We start from the raw sequence: 16,136 nt of genomic DNA, 5'->3' as shown, positions 1-16,136 counted from the left end.
ACTTCCATGCGCATGACCATCAAGAGGCTGCGGCTGCTGATTGTTGCGCTGGCATGCCTGCTGGTTGTTGTGCTGGGCGGTTTCCTCATCTATGCGCGCTATCGCATCCGCCATATCGCAAAAGACCTGCCCGGTAAGCTGGGAATTAACATCCAGCAGACGGCGAACGGCTTTACCTATTCCCAATCAGAAAAAGGGCACACGATCTTCACTATCCATGCCTCGAAGCTGGTGCAATTCAAGGACAATGGACATGCTGTGCTGCACGATGTGGCGATTACGCTCTATGGCCCTCCAGGAACGAACCGTGAAGACCACGTCTCCGGCAGTGATTTCGACTACGACCAGAAAAACGGCATCGCTTCGGCGCAGGGTGAAGTGCAGATCGACCTTCAATCGCCGCAGCAGGGAAGCACCGGCGCCATCCATGTAAAGGCCAGCGGGCTCGTCTTCAACCAGAAGACAGGAATTGCGACAACCGATCAGCCACTTGAATTTCAACTGCCGAAGGCCGCAGGCAAAGCGGTAGGCGCCAGCTTTGACTCAAAGCAAGGGGTTCTTGTCCTCGACAAGCAGGTGGAATTGACCACCAGCACCAACGGTGCGCCCACCATTGTGCGTGCTAGCCATGCGCAGTTACTGCGCGACGCGCGGCAGGTATTTTTGCTGAACCCGGCAACCGAATTCCGCAACGAGCGCAGCACGGCCCGGCAGGCCATTGTGTATTTCCGTCAGGACGGCTCGGCGGAGCGCATTGACGCTCAAGGCAACGTACATACTGTGCTCGATAATGGCGCGCAAGCCACATCGCAGATGGCGAATATAGCTCTCGATGAAAAGAGCCAGCCCACGCAGGCAATCTTGGACAAGGGCGTCAACTTCGTTGCCAAAGACGACATGCAAGCCATGCACGGAAACGCGGTTCAGGGCACGCTGACCTTTGGTCCTGATGCAACGCTCAAACACGCGCAGTTTCGTGATGCCGTCAGCTTTGTCGATCAGCGGTTAAAGCTCGGCAACGATCCGCGCGGCTCGGCGACCCGGCAGGTTGAAGCGTCAAAGCTCGATATCGACTTCACGACCGGCCCGGATAAAAAGGCGGTTGCTCAAAAAGCATTGGCCACGGGAAATGCTGTTGCGACACTGCGCACGATTTCGTCAAAAGGGCCGGACCAGAGCACCACCATCCGCGCGGATCAACTGCTGGCAACGCTGGACAATGGGCATGCTATTCGGCAATTGGACGGCTCAGGGCACACCAAAATTGTAGACGTGACGCAGGACGGGTCTACTAATACGAGCAGTGGCGATTCGCTTCAAATAACGTTTGTGCCACAAAATCCGACTTCAAGTCAGGTCAAGTCGCGCACAACGCTTCCTATGCAGGCGGCGCAGATCGACACAGCGATGCAGGAGGGAAATGTCTCGCTGGCGCAAACGCCGGCAAAGGGCGCAAAGGTACAATCCTCCTTACATGCAACCGCCAAACGCGCTGAATACCATGCTTCTGACCACGTGCTGCATCTGACGGGCAATCCGAGGATCAACAATGGAGAGATTGATCTCACAGCGCAGGCGGTTGATTATCACCGCGATACAGGCGATGCGACGGCTAAGGGGGATGTGAAGGCAACATATCTCCGCAATGCAAACCAGCAGAATGCTCCTGCGGCTTCCATGTTCGGCGGACAGGGTCCGGTTCATATCATTGCTTCGGAAGCGGATTTACAGCACAAAAGCGGCGACAGCGTTTTTCACGGACAGGTAAGGATGTGGCAAGGCCCCAATGTAGTTTCAGCTCCTGTTGTCGAACTGTCGCGCACACAACAGACGTTTAAGGCGCACGGCGATGGAGACAGCAAAGACCATGCGGTCGATACCACCATATCTTCAGCCATGGGATCAAAACGGCAGCCGGGCGTGATTCGAGTCAGGAGCAATACGCTTGTCTATTCTGACAAGGACAGGCGTGGCGACTTTGACGGGGACGTAGTCGCTGTTGCGCCGGATGGCGTGGTTCGTTCCGACGATGCCCAGTTCTTCCTTCGTCCTGCAGTCCAGCAAAAGACGCAAAGTCAAAGCGACGCTTCTTCACAGATAGAAAAAATCGTCGCCGAAGGCGATGTCGTGTTAACCCAGCCGAGCAGGAAGGGCGAAGGCGAGAAGCTGGTCTACACATCGGCAAACGGACGCTATGTGCTGACCGGCACGGCAACGGGCCCGCCGCGCATCACAGATGCCGCGCGTGGTACAACCACTGGAGCTGCGTTGATTTTCAATGACCAGAATGATAGCGTCGAGGTGAGTGGAGGGCAGTCTGCCGCAGTCACAAAAACGCGGGCTCCCAAATAGATGCAGAAGCTTTCAACCGACGAGATAGGCAAGTCCTACAAAGGCCGGGAAGTAGTTCGGGGCGTAAGCCTTGAAATTTCGCAAGGAGAAGTCGTCGGCCTTCTTGGTCCGAACGGCGCCGGAAAAACCACCAGCTTCTACATGATTGTTGGCCTGGTCGCGCCGGATTCCGGGCGAATTCTCGCAGATGGCGCCGACATCACGCGTGTCCCTATGTATCTCCGGGCCCGCCAATATGGCATCAGCTATCTGCCGCAGGAGCCGTCAGTTTTCCGTAAACTGACCGTCGAAGAAAACATTCTTGCCGTGCTTGAAGTGCAGTCCATTTCCGCCGAAACGCGCCGGGCACGCACGGAAAAGCTGATTGACCAATTGAATCTGGGTCACATCCGCAAAACACGAGGATATGCCCTTTCCGGCGGCGAGCGCCGCCGCGTCGAAATTGCCCGCTGCCTTTGTATACAGCCGTCTTTCATCCTACTGGACGAGCCCTTTTCGGGAATCGATCCCATTGCGGTACTCGACCTCCAGGAGATCATCTACGACCTGAAAGCCAGCGGCATCGGCGTGTTAATTACAGATCATAACGTTCGCGAAACGCTGTCGGTTACGGACCGCGCCTACATCATCAACGAAGGCCGCATCTTCCGCCACGGAACGCCGGAGCAACTGGGCAACGATCCCGAAGTGCGACGGGTTTATTTAGGGGAAGGCTTCTCGTTGAATTGATCCGGACGGATTCTGGCGTTTAGGGCGAGACCGCTGGCAGGACTCCAGCACTGTTTGACTGTATGCGGATGCGTGTAGACTAGGGGCAAATCCCCCGATTGAGGGCAACTTCGTTAGCAGGCAGGAATGGCTCTACTTCAACCAAAACTCAGCTTGAAAGTTTCTCAGCGGCAGATACTCACGCCCGGCCTGATGCAGATGGTCAGCGTGCTGGCGCTGAACAAGCTTGAGCTAAAGGAGATGATTCAATCGGAGATCGCCGAAAATCCTATCCTTGAAGAACTTGAAGAGAATGTGCCGCTACTCGACGATGTTGCCGGTCGCGAGGAGATGCTGGACCGCCCGGTCGAAGCGCAGCAGGCCGAAGCCACCCGTGAAAAAGCAGATCCCTTCGACGAGATCGATTTCGGCTCCTATTTTCAGGATTATCTCGACCCAGGCTTCCGCACACCTAACAGCTTTGAAATTACGGAAAAACCCTCGATTGAGAATTTTCTCTCTCAGCCCAGCACGTTAAGCGATCATCTTTTCTGGCAGCTGGGGTCATTGAACCTCGTTCCTGGCATTCGTGACGCAGCCGAATACATCATCGGCAACCTTAATGAAGATGGCTATTTAACAGCTACAGATGAGGAATTACTTGAAGGATATCTGCGGGAACAACTGCTGCCTGAGCAGGAGAATGGACACGCGAGCCTGGATTCCGAACAGGCACACACTTCCCATATCGCGATTCCATTGGCAGAACGTGCCAATGGGCACCTGACGGCGGCCCTCAAGGTGGTCCAGCAGCTAGATCCAATCGGGGTGGCCACCAGAGATCTACGCGAATGCCTGCTTGCTCAGATCAGCGCCCAGCAACGCGAGTTAGAGTTGATCCATGAGCGTGAGAATAAGCGTCACCACCGTTCCACGCATGCGAATGGCGCGGTCGCAGTCAATGTCGTGGAATCTCTGCTGAATGACGAGCCAGCCCACTGCCCAACAGCCGATAATGCCAATGGGTCTAGCAGAGATTTCAGTGGTCAGTTGGAGCGAGCAGGAATTTTTGAAGCAGCACACTGTATTGTGGACAAACATCTAGCTCTGTTGCAAAAGCGGGACTTGCGTGAACTTTCAAAAACGCTCGGAAGATCGTCGGAAGAAGCACAACACGCCGTCGACTTTATTCGCACACTCGACCCGCGGCCTGGTCAGCGCTATAACCGTGTCGACGCGCGCCTCATAGAGCCGGACGTGGTCTTCGTAAAACGCGGCGACGACTACGTCGTCGTCATGAATGAGGAAGATCTTCCCTCCCTTCGCCTGAATCAGGGCTACCGCAGGATGATCACGCAGGATGGCACCGAAAAGGAAGTCAAGGACTATGTCAAGGAGAGATATCGGTCCGCCATCCAGTTGATGCGGAACATCGAACAGCGTAAGAACACCATCTTGCGCACCTGCGAAGCCATTGTCCGGAGGCAGGCGGACTTCCTGGAAAAGGGCGTCGATGCTATGAAGCCCATGATGATCAAGGAAGTCGCCGAAGAAATCGGCGTACATCCATCCACAGTGAGCCGCGCCGTATCCAACAAATATGTCCACACACCGCAAGGTGTTTATGAGCTGCGATTCTTTTTTTCCGAAGGCGTAAATGGCCCTGAAGGATCAAGCACTCCACTCATGTTATTAAAGCGTAAGGTGAAGAAATTTATCGAAGATGAAGACCCGCGTAAACCGCTTACCGATGATCTGATTGCGGGCATGTTGCAGTCGCAGGGCATCGATGTAACCCGCCGGACTGTCGCCAAATATCGCGAAGATATGCGGATTCCCAGCACTCATCAACGCCGCGTTCGCGGTTGATGTACAATCACGGTCTTCGCCGGAGTCGGCGAAGTACTTCGTGAAGAAGGGAGCTTTCACCATGCAGGTTGAGTACAGAGGCAGGCAGGTGACCGTTACCCGCAACCTACGCACGATCGCCGAAGAATCTCTTGAGCGCATCGTAAAGATCCTGGGTAAGACCACAGGCGCGCATATCGTCCTTACGGCAGAGAAATACAGGCAAACCGCCGAAGTGACCATCAAAACACGGCTGCTCAACATCGTTGCAGCCTCCGAATCGAACAATCTGGAAACAGCGCTGCGCGCTGCTCTCGAAAAGGCGGAGACGCAGGCTGTCCGCTGCAAGAAGAAGCTCCACGCCAAAAAGCGCCAGCCAAAAGAGGAAAAAGAAGCCGCCGAGCCCGCATTGGCTCGCCCCAAACGCCTCGCAGCCCGCGCGCCTGTGCAGAAGGAAACGTCCGATCCTGATCCGCCAGCCAAGAAAGCCAATGGCAATGGGCACTCCAAACAGGTGCTTCCGGTCACGGTGCATTCTTTCCCGGCAAAGGCGCCAATTCAGGAGCCGCATGTTGTCCGTTCGGCTGATTCTGTAGCGCTGCGTCCCATGACGCTGGAAGAAGCCGTGAAAGAAGCGGAATTCCGCGATCGAGATGTCTTCGTCTTCCGCGACCATCATGGAAACGTCAAGATCCTGCACCGTAAACGCGACGGCAAAATGGAGCTGATCGAAGCGCCTTAAATCCACTCACCGCTGCCTTCCACACGCCGAAATGCTAGCATGGGCGCATGTCCTCAAAAGCTGCGCCCAGGCCTTCCCGCAAGACGAAGAAGGCGAAGCCGAAGTCCGCTCACAACGCAGACGAAGCACGTTCGCTTGTCATCATCACCGGACTTTCCGGATCGGGTAAGCTTTCCGCTCTCAAGGCATTTGAAGATCTTGGTTATTATGCCGTTGATAACATGCCAATAGAACTGGTGCCGCGTTTTGCCGAATTGATTGGTGAATCGGCCATGACCACTCGGGCAGCGCTGGTAGTAGACGCGCGGGAGGGGCAAGGGCTTGAACGGTTTCCAACAATCCTGAAGCAGATTCGCCGAACGCTGGTGACGAAGGTTATCTATCTTGAGGCATCTGATGCCGCGCTGCTGCGGCGATTTTCTGAGACGCGACGTCCGCATCCGCTCGCGCTGGAAGGCAGGGTTGCAGGCGCAATCGAATCTGAGCGCAAACTGCTGGATCCGATCCGCAATGTAGCAGATGTCATTATTGACACAACGAATTTCAATGTCCACGAGCTGCGTGACCATATCCAGAAGAGATTTTCGAGCGGCAGCAGTGGAAAAGACCTGCTGATTTCCTCGCTGAGTTTCGGCTATAAGAATGGGGTCCCGCTCGAGGCGGACCTCGTCTTCGATGTGCGCTTTCTGCCCAACCCGCATTTCAAACCGGAATTCCGCCCGCTCACAGGAAAGCACCCGAAGCTGGTCGCCTACCTGAATGGATTTCCGCAGACACAGGAATTTCTTGACCGTGTCACAGGTCTGCTGTTGTATCTGTTGCCTCACTATATTCACGAAGGCAAGAGTTATCTGACGATCGGATTTGGCTGTACTGGTGGCCAGCATCGCTCAGTGATGATCGCCGAAGAAGTTGGCAAGAGACTTGAACAAGAGGGCTATCGGGTCAAGACTGCCCATCGCGACTTAGTATTCGGGAGAGCTCACAGAATAAAGAGAAAGCTTGGGCTCTTTTGATTGGACTTCACAATCCATAGCTCGGGTCGGTATGACCGCCTTGCATGCGTACTCGCTATAGGCTTCGCAATACGAGTATGACGACCGCTCTATATACCAAATGTGGCCGTAAGAAATTCGGCGCGTTTACACCGTGCGAGGAATGCGGCTTTAATGGGAGCCGTATATACGAGTATCAGCGACGGAAGGCCCTTACGGCACGCCCTAACTCCGTCAGAACGGGAGGCGCTGCTGGCGGCTTACTACCGCTCGCATCACGTTGCCCTGACCGATGCCGTTGCCACGGCGAGCCGGCATGGTCGCTGCCTCGTCGTTGACTGCCACAGCTGTCCGTCGCACTTGTTGCCGTATGAGCTTGACCAAAGACCCGAGAGGCCAGACATCTGTGTTGGAACCGACCCGATCCACACGCCGGCGGAACTCGCCGATGAAGTGATCGAGGGCTTTCGGCTAAACGGATATACGGTCGCTGTCAATCGCCCCCTTTGCAGGTGCGTTCGTTCCGGCGAGGTTTTACCGCCGTGACGCGAACATCGCTGCACTGATGATTGAGGTGAACCGCGCCTTGTACATGGACGAGAGGACTGGAGCGAAGTCGAGCCGATTCGATGAAACCTGCGCTGAAATCGCGCAAGTGCTGTCACGTATGGCACAGCAATTTCTCCAGTTGCACTCCTCGTAGCACTATGTACGGTCTGGGAGACCTACACCCCTATTACCTCTTCCTCTTCGGAAACCGTGGCTAGATCCACGTCTTCGATGGAGATGCTTTCCGGTAGCAAGGTGATGGCATCACCAGCGGGGAGTTCCTGAACGTCCTTCAACTTTCTTCCAATTGCACGTGACCGAACCTTGGCCTTTTCGATTGTGTCAGATGTCTGATGAATCTTCTTCTGCACCGCATCCAGCACCTCACCGTATTTTGTCCATTCCGTCTTTACGGCGGCAAGAAGGTTCCAGACTTCGCTGCTAAGCTTCTGAATCGCTAGCGTTCGAAAGCCCATTTGGAGGCTATTAAGGATCGACCATAACGTCGTCGGACCGGCAATCACGACCCGATAGTTCTGCTGGATCCGATTCAGTTCTGTGAGTGCCTATCACTTGCGATAGCAATGAAGCCGTTGTTTGAGCGCATTATCCCTTTTCTAACCAACATGTCAGGAACTGTGCATGCTACTCATCCGGTCATTAAGGGGCGAATATCAGACGACGAGCCCTTCGCGCTGCTTATTCTTCCGCTTCTGGACACTAGCTTACGCAGAGAATTTAGGGGAAACGGCTGGAGGGGACGGCAATCGAGCTGTCAAACGAGAAGAAAACCGGTGCAATTCAGGTGTCGCCGCAAGCCTTCCTCGAAATCACGTACCTACCCACGATCTCCTAAAAGCGATTGAAGCTATAGGACCTGAGCAGGGAAATAGAACGCCAGGGTGCTTGCATAGCTGCATCAGGGCACTCTTTTCGTGCAGATTTCTGTCATCACTTTTTTATATGCGGGAAAGGCAAATGGGTATAGCTTGGAGGCTGCTTTCGGAGCATTGCCAAATCTCCTGTTGGACTTATTGAAACGGTCTGGAACTGCGCCGCACTATTTCTCGCAATAACGTCCGCGTGCGGGCTCTGATTGACGGGCCCTGGTTTACTGCTCCCCAAAGCCGCAGCAGAGAGGGCGGTGTATGGTCCAAACTGCAACTGAGCGACAGCCCGACTTCCGTAATTTTGATGCGCTGATTGTCGACCAGCTTACGGACGCGGAGCGGGCGAGGTCGGTTGTGTATCTCGATGAACAGCTCAGGCCGCCAGGGCAGATTGCGATTGGCGGAAGCAAGTACGAACGCAGCGATCCGTTTGTTCTTGCCTTCGTGGACCGCAAGCCTGGGGCGAATTGGATGCATCCCTGCCGCTACCTGCTGATTAATCCGGTCACCAGAAACATTACTTTGATAGACAGCGACCGCCCCCCGCTTTTCGGGGCGCTGCCGCCAACGTGGAGAGTCGTGTGGCGATCACCCGACATCGACGACTGGCGGTTGCTTCCGATCTCCCGGCCGCTTTCCCAACACTGACAGATAGAAAGAGGAAAGCCATATGAGCACACAATTACCCATCCGTCCGCTGCCTCCGCTACCTCCGCTGGGGCCGCAAGTGGCGGAGATTATGAAGCAGGACGCGCTCGCGTCTTTAACGCAGGAACAGGCAGGCGTGGTACGCCTAGCCATTTCACCGCATGTCTTTCCTGAAGGTCACACCTTCAACCTTGTAGACACGCAGCTAGTTGTGAAGCAACCGGCCGCGCTGGTCTTCGTCGATCTGAAGCCGCAGGCGAACTGGGGACATCCATGCGTCTACCGGTTTTACGACCCCACGACAGGAGCGTTGCTGTATCAGGAAGACGCGATTTTCCCGCCGAATCTTGCGGGGGAGACGGAGCTTCAAGTTTTCCACGCGCCGATTCAAAAGCCGCCTATTACCAAGCCCACGTTTCCGCTGCTGGCGAACAGGGTTTCAAAGGCGAATGTGCTGCCGGGAATCTCGCAGGCGCAGGAACAGCGCTACGCAATTCTGTTTACCAGCCAGATTTCCAACATGCGCCACGTTGAAGATCTTGAGTTCATGTGGCGGACGCTGGTGAATGTGTATGGCTTCACGGCGAGCAACATTTATGTTCTTTGCTACAACGGCACGATTGGTGCAACGGACGCGTCGAATCCGGTAGGGAACTGGGTGGGCAACAACACGCCTTACCAGATGCAGGTGCACTCTTCGGCGACGACGGCAAATCTGCAATCGGTATTCAACACGCTGGCTGGAAAGCTGAAGCCGAAGGACCTGCTGCTGATCCACACGAACAATCACGGCTCGCCTTCCGGGCTGTGCGTGGACAATTCGACGGTGATTACGCCTTCGCAGTTTGGGACGATGCTGTCGGGGCTGCCAGCGTATCGCAGCCTGTTTGTATCGATGGAGCAGTGCTATTCGGGGGCGTTCCAGAGCGGTGTGCTGCAGAAGAGCACGGCGGTGAATACGGTGTTTGCATCGGCGGTTGACGCAAATACTGAGTCAGACGGCGCGGCGCAGTTCGACCCGTGGGCAGAGGCGCTGATTGAGGCGTTGTGTGGTGAGACGCCCGCGGGCGCGGCTCTGGCTTCTCCACCGCCGCACAATCTGGATGGGATGGTCTCAATGAAGGCGGCGTGCGACTGGGCCAAAGCGAATGACACGGGATCGGATGACGATCCGCAGTATGCAGACCAACCTGCGGGCTGCGGCGCCAATATGTTCCTGGGAATTACGCCGTATCTGCCAACGCAGGTGGGCGATGTGAACCGGGACGGGTGCGCCGAGATTGTGGTGACGAGTCCGTGGGGCATTGGTGTGCTGGAAGAAGCGGGCAATACCATGGCCGGACTGATGCTCGATCCGAATGGGACGCGCTTTGGCGGCTGGCTGCTGAACACTGCCGACAACGTGGTTGGCCCGGTGGCCGACTATGATGGCGACGGTGAAGCGGAGGTCTTTATCTCGAGCCCATGGGGCATCGGCATTCTGAAATTTGCAGGGAGCACGTTTACCAATCCGATGATTCAACCGAACGGGACGCGCTTTGGCGGGTGGCTGCTAAATACGGCTGACAATACATTCGGTCCTGCAGCAGACTACGACGGTGACGGCGCGGCTGAAATTCTTGTCACCAGTCCGTGGGGCATTGGGATTCTCAAGCTGAGCGGAAGCACAATGTCGTGCCCGATGCTGCAACTGAATGGGACGCGCTTTGGCGGATGGCTGCTGGAGACGAACATCAACTACATCGGGCCGGCGGCGGACTACAACGGCGACGGCAAGGCTGAGATTCTGATCACCAGCCCGTGGGGGATCGGGATTCTTGAGCTTTCCGGCAGCACGATGGCATGCCCAATGCTGCAGCCGAATGGGACGCGCTTTGGCGGCTGGCTGCTGGACACCTCGAACAACAGCCTGGGACGCGCAGGTGACTATGATGGCGACGGCAAGGCGGAGATCCTTGTATCGAGCCCGTGGGGCATCGGCATTCTCAAGCTGAGCGGCAGCACGATGTCGTGCCCAATGCTGCAACCGAATGGGACGCGCTTTGGCGGCTGGCTGCTGGAGACGTCACAGAACACATTTGGCGCGGCTGCGGACTACGACGGCGACGGCAAGGTGGAAGTGCTGATCTACAGCGCATGGGGGCTGGGCATTCTGAAGCTCGCAGGCAGCACGATGAGCGCGCCGATGATGCAGCCGAACGGAACACGCTTTGGCGGCTGGCTGCTGAACACCGGAGACAACCACTTCGGGACGGCGGCGAGCTATCAGGGTGGTCCGGTGTCAGAAGTGCTGATTACCAGCCCGTGGGGGATGGGCCTTCTGCGGCAGTCGGGGAATACGATGAACGCGCCGATTATGCAGCCAAACGGCACGCGCTTCGGCGGCTGGTTACTGAATACTGCTGATAATCAGTTCTAGTTGAAGTATTGGATGGCGCTCCGTTCTGCGAACCTGCGGGCGGGGCGCTATTCCAGTGGTCTACCGCGTGTTTCGGGAATGGCGAGGGCGAGCAGTGCGGCACCAAAAAAGCTGATTGAAGTGATGCTCAGGGCTGCGGCCATGCCGTGCTGGTCGGATGCTTTGCCTACAAGGAGCGGTGCCGCGGCGCTGGCGATTCGTCCAGTGTTATAGGCGAAACCCATCGCTGTGCCGCGAATCGCAGTAGGGAAGAGTTCGGCAGCGATGACGGCGAAGCCGCTGAAATAGCCTGTTCCCCAAAAGCCTACAAGCGGGCCGAGCCAGAGCAGTTCGGTTGCGCTGTTTGCGCGCGCATAGAGCTGCCCGACGATTGCGGCCATGAAGAGAAATCCAACATAAACCCACTTGCGCCCGAGGCGGTCGGCGAGAAATCCGTAACTGACGTAGCCGAGAAAAGTGCCAACCTGCATAAGAATGGTCCAGGTGGAGGTCTGCACAATGCTGAGACCACGGCCTCCCTGCGATGTGGGTAGCGAGAGGTAGGACGGCACCCAGAAGAAGAGTCCCCACCACGCGAAGAGCGTTGCGGCGTTGACTATCGTTGCAATGGCGAGGTAGCGCCCGTTGCGTCCGTGGAAAATCTGGCTGGGATGGGCTGAGCGTGCGACCTTCGTCCAGCGTTGTGGCTCGCTGACCTTACGGCGAATCCATACCGCGAAGAGGGCGGGCAGCAGCCCCGCGAAGAAGACGGCCCGCCAGCCGAAGTGGGGCATGATGACGGCTACTATGGTCGCTCCGAGCGCGTATCCGATGGCCCATGAGCTTTGCATCAAGGCAAGAGCCTTGCCGCGATGCTGGTCGGGCCAGGTCTCGGCTACGAGCGCAGCGCCGGATGCCCATTCTCCACCCATGCCGAAACCAAGAAGCATGCGGCAGATAGCGAGTTGCATCGCGGTCTGCACCAGGCCACAGAGGCCGGTGCAGATGCAATAGACGAGGACGCTGGCGATGAGCGCGCGGGCGCGTCCGAAGCGGTCGGCGAAGACGCCGAAGAGAATGCCGCCGATGGCCGCGCAGATGAGGGTCGCCGACATAATGAGGCCGGCTGCCGCGGCTGTCAGATGCAGGTCTGTTCTCAGGCTGGGAACGACAAGCGCGTAGAGCATGACGTCCATGCTGTCGAGCATCCAGCCGAGCGATGCGGCCAGCAATACACGGCGCTGCATGGTGCTTGATTGACTCAGCCAGGCCAGTGGGCCTGATGAAGTAGTGGACGAGTGTGAAGGGGCGGCCATGCGTTCCGTCTCATTATCATCTCTTGGCAGTCAATGGCGCTGATAAACTTCCTTCTGAAAATCGCATGGGGGCAACAGGGTATTTGTAACTGTTACTGATAACAATGGAGCGGATGGATTGATGCGCATCGCTATCGACAGTGGCGGCACTTTTACGGACTGTATTTCGCTAGACCGTGGGGTTCTGAAGGTCGCAAAGGTGTTTTCAACACCTGCCAATCCGGGCGAGGCCATTCTTGCTGTTATTCGTGAGGCGGCGCCCTTGGGCACTTCAATCTCCGTGCGCCATGGTACGACTGTGGGGACGAACGCGCTGCTTGAACGGAAGGGAGCAAAGGTCGCCTTTGTGACGACTGCAGGATTTGAAGACACGATAGCGATTGGAAGGCAGGCGCGGACCTCGCTATATGACTGGTTTGTGGAGCCGCCTCCGTGCCTTGTTTCTGCGGAGTTGCGATTCGGGGTTCCGGAGCGTGTTAGCTCTGAGGGGGCTATTCTGCGCGCACCGACGAGGGAGGAATTGAACGAGCTGCGCGAAGCGATTCATAAAAGCGGCGCTGAGGCGGTTGCGATTTCGCTGCTTTTTTCTTTTGCGAATCCCGCGAATGAGCAACAAGTGGTTGAAGCGCTGAAACCGCTGGTTTTGCCGCTTTCAATTTCGCATCTGATTTTGCCGGAATTCCGGGAGTATGAGCGTGCTTCGACGATTGTGGTGAACGCCTACCTTGCGCCGAAGGTCGGGTCATATATTCGCGGTTTGAATAAGGGGTTGAGTGCTACTTATCCGAGTGCGTCACTGCATGTGATGCAGTCTTCTGGCGGCATCCTTTCGGCAGAGGTTGCATCGGAAGAGCCGGTGCGAACGGTACTTTCCGGGCCTGCGGGCGGCGTGATCGGCGCGGCACGGGTTGCCGCGCTTGCTGGATTGCAGAAGGTCATTGCCTTCGATATGGGCGGGACTTCAACGGATGTTTCGCTTATCGACCTGACCGCGGGTGAAGTGCAGACGACGAATGAGTTGACTGTCTCCGGACTGCCGATTGCTGTTCCCATGCTGGACATCCATACGGTTGGAGCGGGCGGCGGGTCGCTGGCTTATTTTGACGACGGTGGGATTCTGCATGTAGGGCCGGAGTCGGCGGGCGCTGCGCCGGGACCGATTTGTTATGGGCATGGCGAGAGACCGACGGTAACGGATGCGAATCTGCTGCTGGGGCGATTGGATGCGGACAATTTTTTGGGTGGCGCATTACGGCTGGACAAGGAACGGACGCGCTCCTGGACGGAGAAGGTGTTCACCCCGCTGGGATCAGTGGAACATTTCGCACTGGGGACGATTCGTCTCGCCGAGGCGGCGATGGAGAAAGCGATTCGCGTGATCTCAGTAGAGCGCGGACATGATCCACGAGAATTTACGCTGCTGTCGTTTGGAGGCGCTGGGCCACTGCATGCCTGCGCGCTGGCGCGGTCGCTGTCGATTCCGCGCGTGCTGGTGCCGCCGATGCCGGGAGCGCTGTCAGCGCTGGGGATTCTACTGGCTGACTATGTGCGCGATTTCTCGAAAACGGTGATGCTCGGCTATGACGAAGCCGCAATGGAAGAACATTTTCTTGAATTGGAAGAGCAGGGCCGCGCTGCGTTAGAGCGTGAGGGACTGGCCGGGCGCGTGAGCAAGTCGATTGACATGCGCTATGCCGGACAAGGCTATGAAGTGAATGTGCCGGCTGACAGCGGCGCGACGGAACGTTTTCACGCGCTGCATCGCAAGCGGTATGGATATGCGGACGCGAAGAGGGCAATTGAGGTCGTGAGCCTGCGCGCTCGGTTTACCGTTGAGGCCGAGCCATGGGAGCTTCCTGCGCATGAAGCCCGTCTAGGCGATGGACGGCAGGCGTTGAGCAAAACGGCACAGGTTTACTTCAGCGAGGAACCGGTGGAGGCTCCGGTGTATGCACGCGAACTGCTGCGGGCGGGAGATCGTTTCGCAGGGCCTGCGATTGTTACCGAGTACAGTGCGACGACAGTGGTTCCACCGCTGGATTCTGTGGTTGTGGACCGGTACGGAAATTTGATGATTGAGGTAGAGGTGGGATGACAGCGATCAGCCCTATTGACGTTTCACTTTTTCAGAGCGCGACGCACTCGATTGCGGAAGAGATGGGCGCGGCGCTGCGGCGGACTGCTTATTCTCCGAATATCAAAGAGCGGCGCGATTATTCGTGTGCCATTTTTGATGGCCTGGGGCAAGTGATTGCGATGGGCGACCATATGCCTGTGCATCTGGGATCGATGCCAATGTCCGTGAAAGCCGCTGTGGATGCGCTTTCGCTGGAACGCGGAGACATTGCCATGCTGAATGATCCGTATCGCGGCGGCACGCATCTGCCGGACATCACGATGGTGATGCCGGTGTTTGGCGAAGAGGCGTCGCAGCCGATCTTTTATGTTGCGGCGCGCGCTCATCATGCCGATGTTGGCGGACGGTATCCGGGATCGATGGGACTGTGCCGCGAGATTTATCAGGAGGGCTTGCGGATTCCGCCGGTGAAGATTGTTTGCGGAGGCACGATTGACCGTTCGATGCTTGAAATTCTGCTGAGCAATGTCCGCACTCCGCTGGAGCGGGATGGCGATCTGCAGGCGCAGATTGGGGCGTGCCGCGTGGGTGAACTGCGGCTGGGCGAAGTAATGAACAAGTATTCGCCTGAGATGATCAGACGCTTGACGCAGGAGCTGTTTGATTACTCTGAACAGCTAACACGCGCGGAGATTGCGCGCATGCCCGCAGGCGAGTTCGAGGCTGAGGACTTTCTGGATGATGACGGCAACGGGAGCGGGCCTGTCGGCATCCGTGTAAAGCTGACGATCAATCCAGCCGCTGCGAATGTCACGGTTGATTTCTCGGGTACGGATGCGCAGGTAAAAAGCAGCATTAATGCGGTGCTGGCGGTCACTTATTCGGCTGTCTACTATGTTTTCCGCTGCCTGCTGCCGTCGCACGCTCCGGCCACTGCGGGGTTGATGAGGCCGATTACGCTTATCGCGCCGGAGGGCACGGTAGTAAATGCGCGTGTGCCTGCGCCGGTGGCGGGCGGGAACGTTGAGACTTCGCAGCGCATTGTGGATGTGCTACTGCGCGCGCTATCGAAGATTGCGCCGAGCCGTGTGCCTGCAGCGAGCAGCGGTACGATGTCGAATCTTACGATAGGTGGCATCGATCCGCGCTATGGCCGTCCGTTTGCCTATTACGAGACAACAGCAGGAGGGATGGGCGCGCGGCCTGATCGCGATGGCGTTTCCGGCGTTCACACGCATATGACGAACTCGCTGAATACTCCGGTTGAGGCGCTGGAGTACGCATATCCCTTTCGCGTGGTGCGTTACGGCTATCGGCGCGGGTCGGGTGGCAAGGGGCGCTTTACCGGCGGGGATGGATTGATCCGCGAGATAGAACTGCTCACTGACGCGCAGGTGACGGTGCTGGCTGATCGGCAAAGGATGGGACCCTATGGACTGAATGGCGGAGCAGATGGGACGCCGGGAAATGTCTCCATTCTGCATGAAGGAAAGAGGGAACAGCTTTCCGGCAAATGCAGCATTCGCGCAGCCAGAGGAGATGTTGTTCGCGTGGAGACTCCGGGCGGCGGAGGCTGGGGCAAGTCTTAATTGCAATGTGGTTCTCGCTTGGGA

General features: G+C 56.9%; 12 protein-coding genes. 10 read left to right on the top strand and 2 right to left on the bottom strand.

The window, feature by feature from the left end:
- Positions 1-6: 6 nt before the first annotated feature.
- From lptC to VEV40_RS20660, 6 genes are all read left to right on the top strand, one after another.
- Entirely contained in the window at positions 7-2,352 is a 2,346-nt protein-coding gene (gene lptC / locus VEV40_RS04090; protein WP_324830365.1) for an LPS export ABC transporter periplasmic protein LptC, read from the top strand.
- Positions 2,353-3,081: an LPS export ABC transporter ATP-binding protein gene (lptB, locus tag VEV40_RS04085; RefSeq protein WP_324830364.1), complete on the top strand. Its 729-nt coding sequence runs from the start codon at positions 2,353-2,355 to the stop codon at positions 3,079-3,081.
- Positions 3,082-3,207: 126 nt separating this feature from the next.
- Entirely contained in the window at positions 3,208-4,929 is a 1,722-nt protein-coding gene (locus VEV40_RS04080; protein ID WP_324830363.1) for an RNA polymerase sigma-54 factor, read from the top strand.
- A 40-nt stretch (positions 4,930-4,969) separates the two neighbouring features.
- On the top strand, positions 4,970-5,650 hold the full coding sequence (gene hpf, locus VEV40_RS04075; RefSeq protein ID WP_324830362.1) for a ribosome hibernation-promoting factor, HPF/YfiA family: 681 nt from the start codon (positions 4,970-4,972) through the stop codon (positions 5,648-5,650).
- A gap of 47 nt (positions 5,651-5,697) precedes the next feature.
- Positions 5,698-6,666: an RNase adapter RapZ gene (rapZ, locus tag VEV40_RS04070; RefSeq protein ID WP_324830361.1), complete on the top strand. Its 969-nt coding sequence runs from the start codon at positions 5,698-5,700 to the stop codon at positions 6,664-6,666.
- A 153-nt stretch (positions 6,667-6,819) separates the two neighbouring features.
- Positions 6,820-7,191 (top strand): N-formylglutamate amidohydrolase, encoded by a 372-nt coding sequence (locus VEV40_RS20660; RefSeq protein WP_414637794.1) that lies wholly within the window; start codon positions 6,820-6,822, stop codon positions 7,189-7,191.
- A gap of 179 nt (positions 7,192-7,370) precedes the next feature.
- Here the strand turns inward: VEV40_RS20660 and rmuC are convergent, their stop codons facing one another.
- The gene (gene rmuC / locus VEV40_RS04060; protein WP_324830424.1) at positions 7,371-7,739 is read right to left on the bottom strand and encodes a DNA recombination protein RmuC; all 369 of its coding nucleotides are present in this window, start codon (positions 7,737-7,739) and stop codon (positions 7,371-7,373) included.
- Positions 7,740-8,342: 603 nt separating this feature from the next.
- Between rmuC and VEV40_RS04055 the strand changes: the two genes are divergently transcribed.
- Together VEV40_RS04055 and VEV40_RS04050 are read left to right on the top strand one after the other, a co-directional pair.
- Positions 8,343-8,732 carry a hypothetical protein gene (locus tag VEV40_RS04055; protein WP_324830356.1) on the top strand — a complete coding sequence of 130 codons (390 nt, stop codon included), beginning with the start codon at positions 8,343-8,345 and terminating at the stop codon, positions 8,730-8,732.
- A 22-nt stretch (positions 8,733-8,754) separates the two neighbouring features.
- Positions 8,755-11,151, top strand: coding sequence for a C13 family peptidase (locus tag VEV40_RS04050; RefSeq protein WP_324830355.1), 2,397 nt, complete (start codon positions 8,755-8,757; stop codon positions 11,149-11,151).
- A 47-nt stretch (positions 11,152-11,198) separates the two neighbouring features.
- Here the strand turns inward: VEV40_RS04050 and VEV40_RS04045 are convergent, their stop codons facing one another.
- Complete coding sequence (locus VEV40_RS04045; RefSeq protein WP_324830354.1) at positions 11,199-12,446, bottom strand: MFS transporter; 1,248 nt, start codon at positions 12,444-12,446, stop codon at positions 11,199-11,201.
- 121 nt (positions 12,447-12,567) lie between these two features.
- Between VEV40_RS04045 and VEV40_RS04040 the strand changes: the two genes are divergently transcribed.
- Positions 12,568-14,541: a hydantoinase/oxoprolinase family protein gene (locus VEV40_RS04040; RefSeq protein ID WP_324830423.1), complete on the top strand. Its 1,974-nt coding sequence runs from the start codon at positions 12,568-12,570 to the stop codon at positions 14,539-14,541.
- A complete protein-coding gene (locus tag VEV40_RS04035) occupies positions 14,538-16,112 on the top strand; it encodes a hydantoinase B/oxoprolinase family protein (protein ID WP_324830353.1) in 1,575 nt (524 codons plus the stop codon). Before VEV40_RS04040 ends, VEV40_RS04035 begins: the two co-directional genes overlap by 4 nt.
- Positions 16,113-16,136: the final 24 nt, after the last annotated feature.

Origin of the sequence: Alloacidobacterium sp., assembly GCF_035631355.1 — a bacterium.
In the GTDB taxonomy this organism is placed as follows: Bacteria; Acidobacteriota; Terriglobia; order Terriglobales; family Acidobacteriaceae; genus Alloacidobacterium.
Note: the sequence above shows the minus strand (reverse complement) of the source record. Positions and strands in the feature narration are given on the sequence as shown.

Bases quoted from the DNA above. Each gene is read 5' to 3' on its own strand.
- lptC (WP_324830365.1), top strand. From the start codon at position 7: ATGCGCATGACCATCAAGAGGCTGCGGCTGCTGATTGTTGCGCTGGCA.
- lptB (WP_324830364.1), top strand. From the start codon at position 2,353: ATGCAGAAGCTTTCAACCGACGAGATAGGCAAGTCCTACAAAGGCCGG.
- VEV40_RS04080 (WP_324830363.1), top strand. From the start codon at position 3,208: ATGGCTCTACTTCAACCAAAACTCAGCTTGAAAGTTTCTCAGCGGCAG.
- rapZ (WP_324830361.1), top strand. From the start codon at position 5,698: ATGTCCTCAAAAGCTGCGCCCAGGCCTTCCCGCAAGACGAAGAAGGCG.
- VEV40_RS20660 (WP_414637794.1), top strand. From the start codon at position 6,820: ATGGGAGCCGTATATACGAGTATCAGCGACGGAAGGCCCTTACGGCAC.
- VEV40_RS04055 (WP_324830356.1), top strand. From the start codon at position 8,343: ATGGTCCAAACTGCAACTGAGCGACAGCCCGACTTCCGTAATTTTGAT.
- VEV40_RS04050 (WP_324830355.1), top strand. From the start codon at position 8,755: ATGAGCACACAATTACCCATCCGTCCGCTGCCTCCGCTACCTCCGCTG.
- VEV40_RS04045 (WP_324830354.1), bottom strand. From the start codon at position 12,446: ATGGCCGCCCCTTCACACTCGTCCACTACTTCATCAGGCCCACTGGCC.
- VEV40_RS04040 (WP_324830423.1), top strand. From the start codon at position 12,568: ATGCGCATCGCTATCGACAGTGGCGGCACTTTTACGGACTGTATTTCG.
- VEV40_RS04035 (WP_324830353.1), top strand. From the start codon at position 14,538: ATGACAGCGATCAGCCCTATTGACGTTTCACTTTTTCAGAGCGCGACG.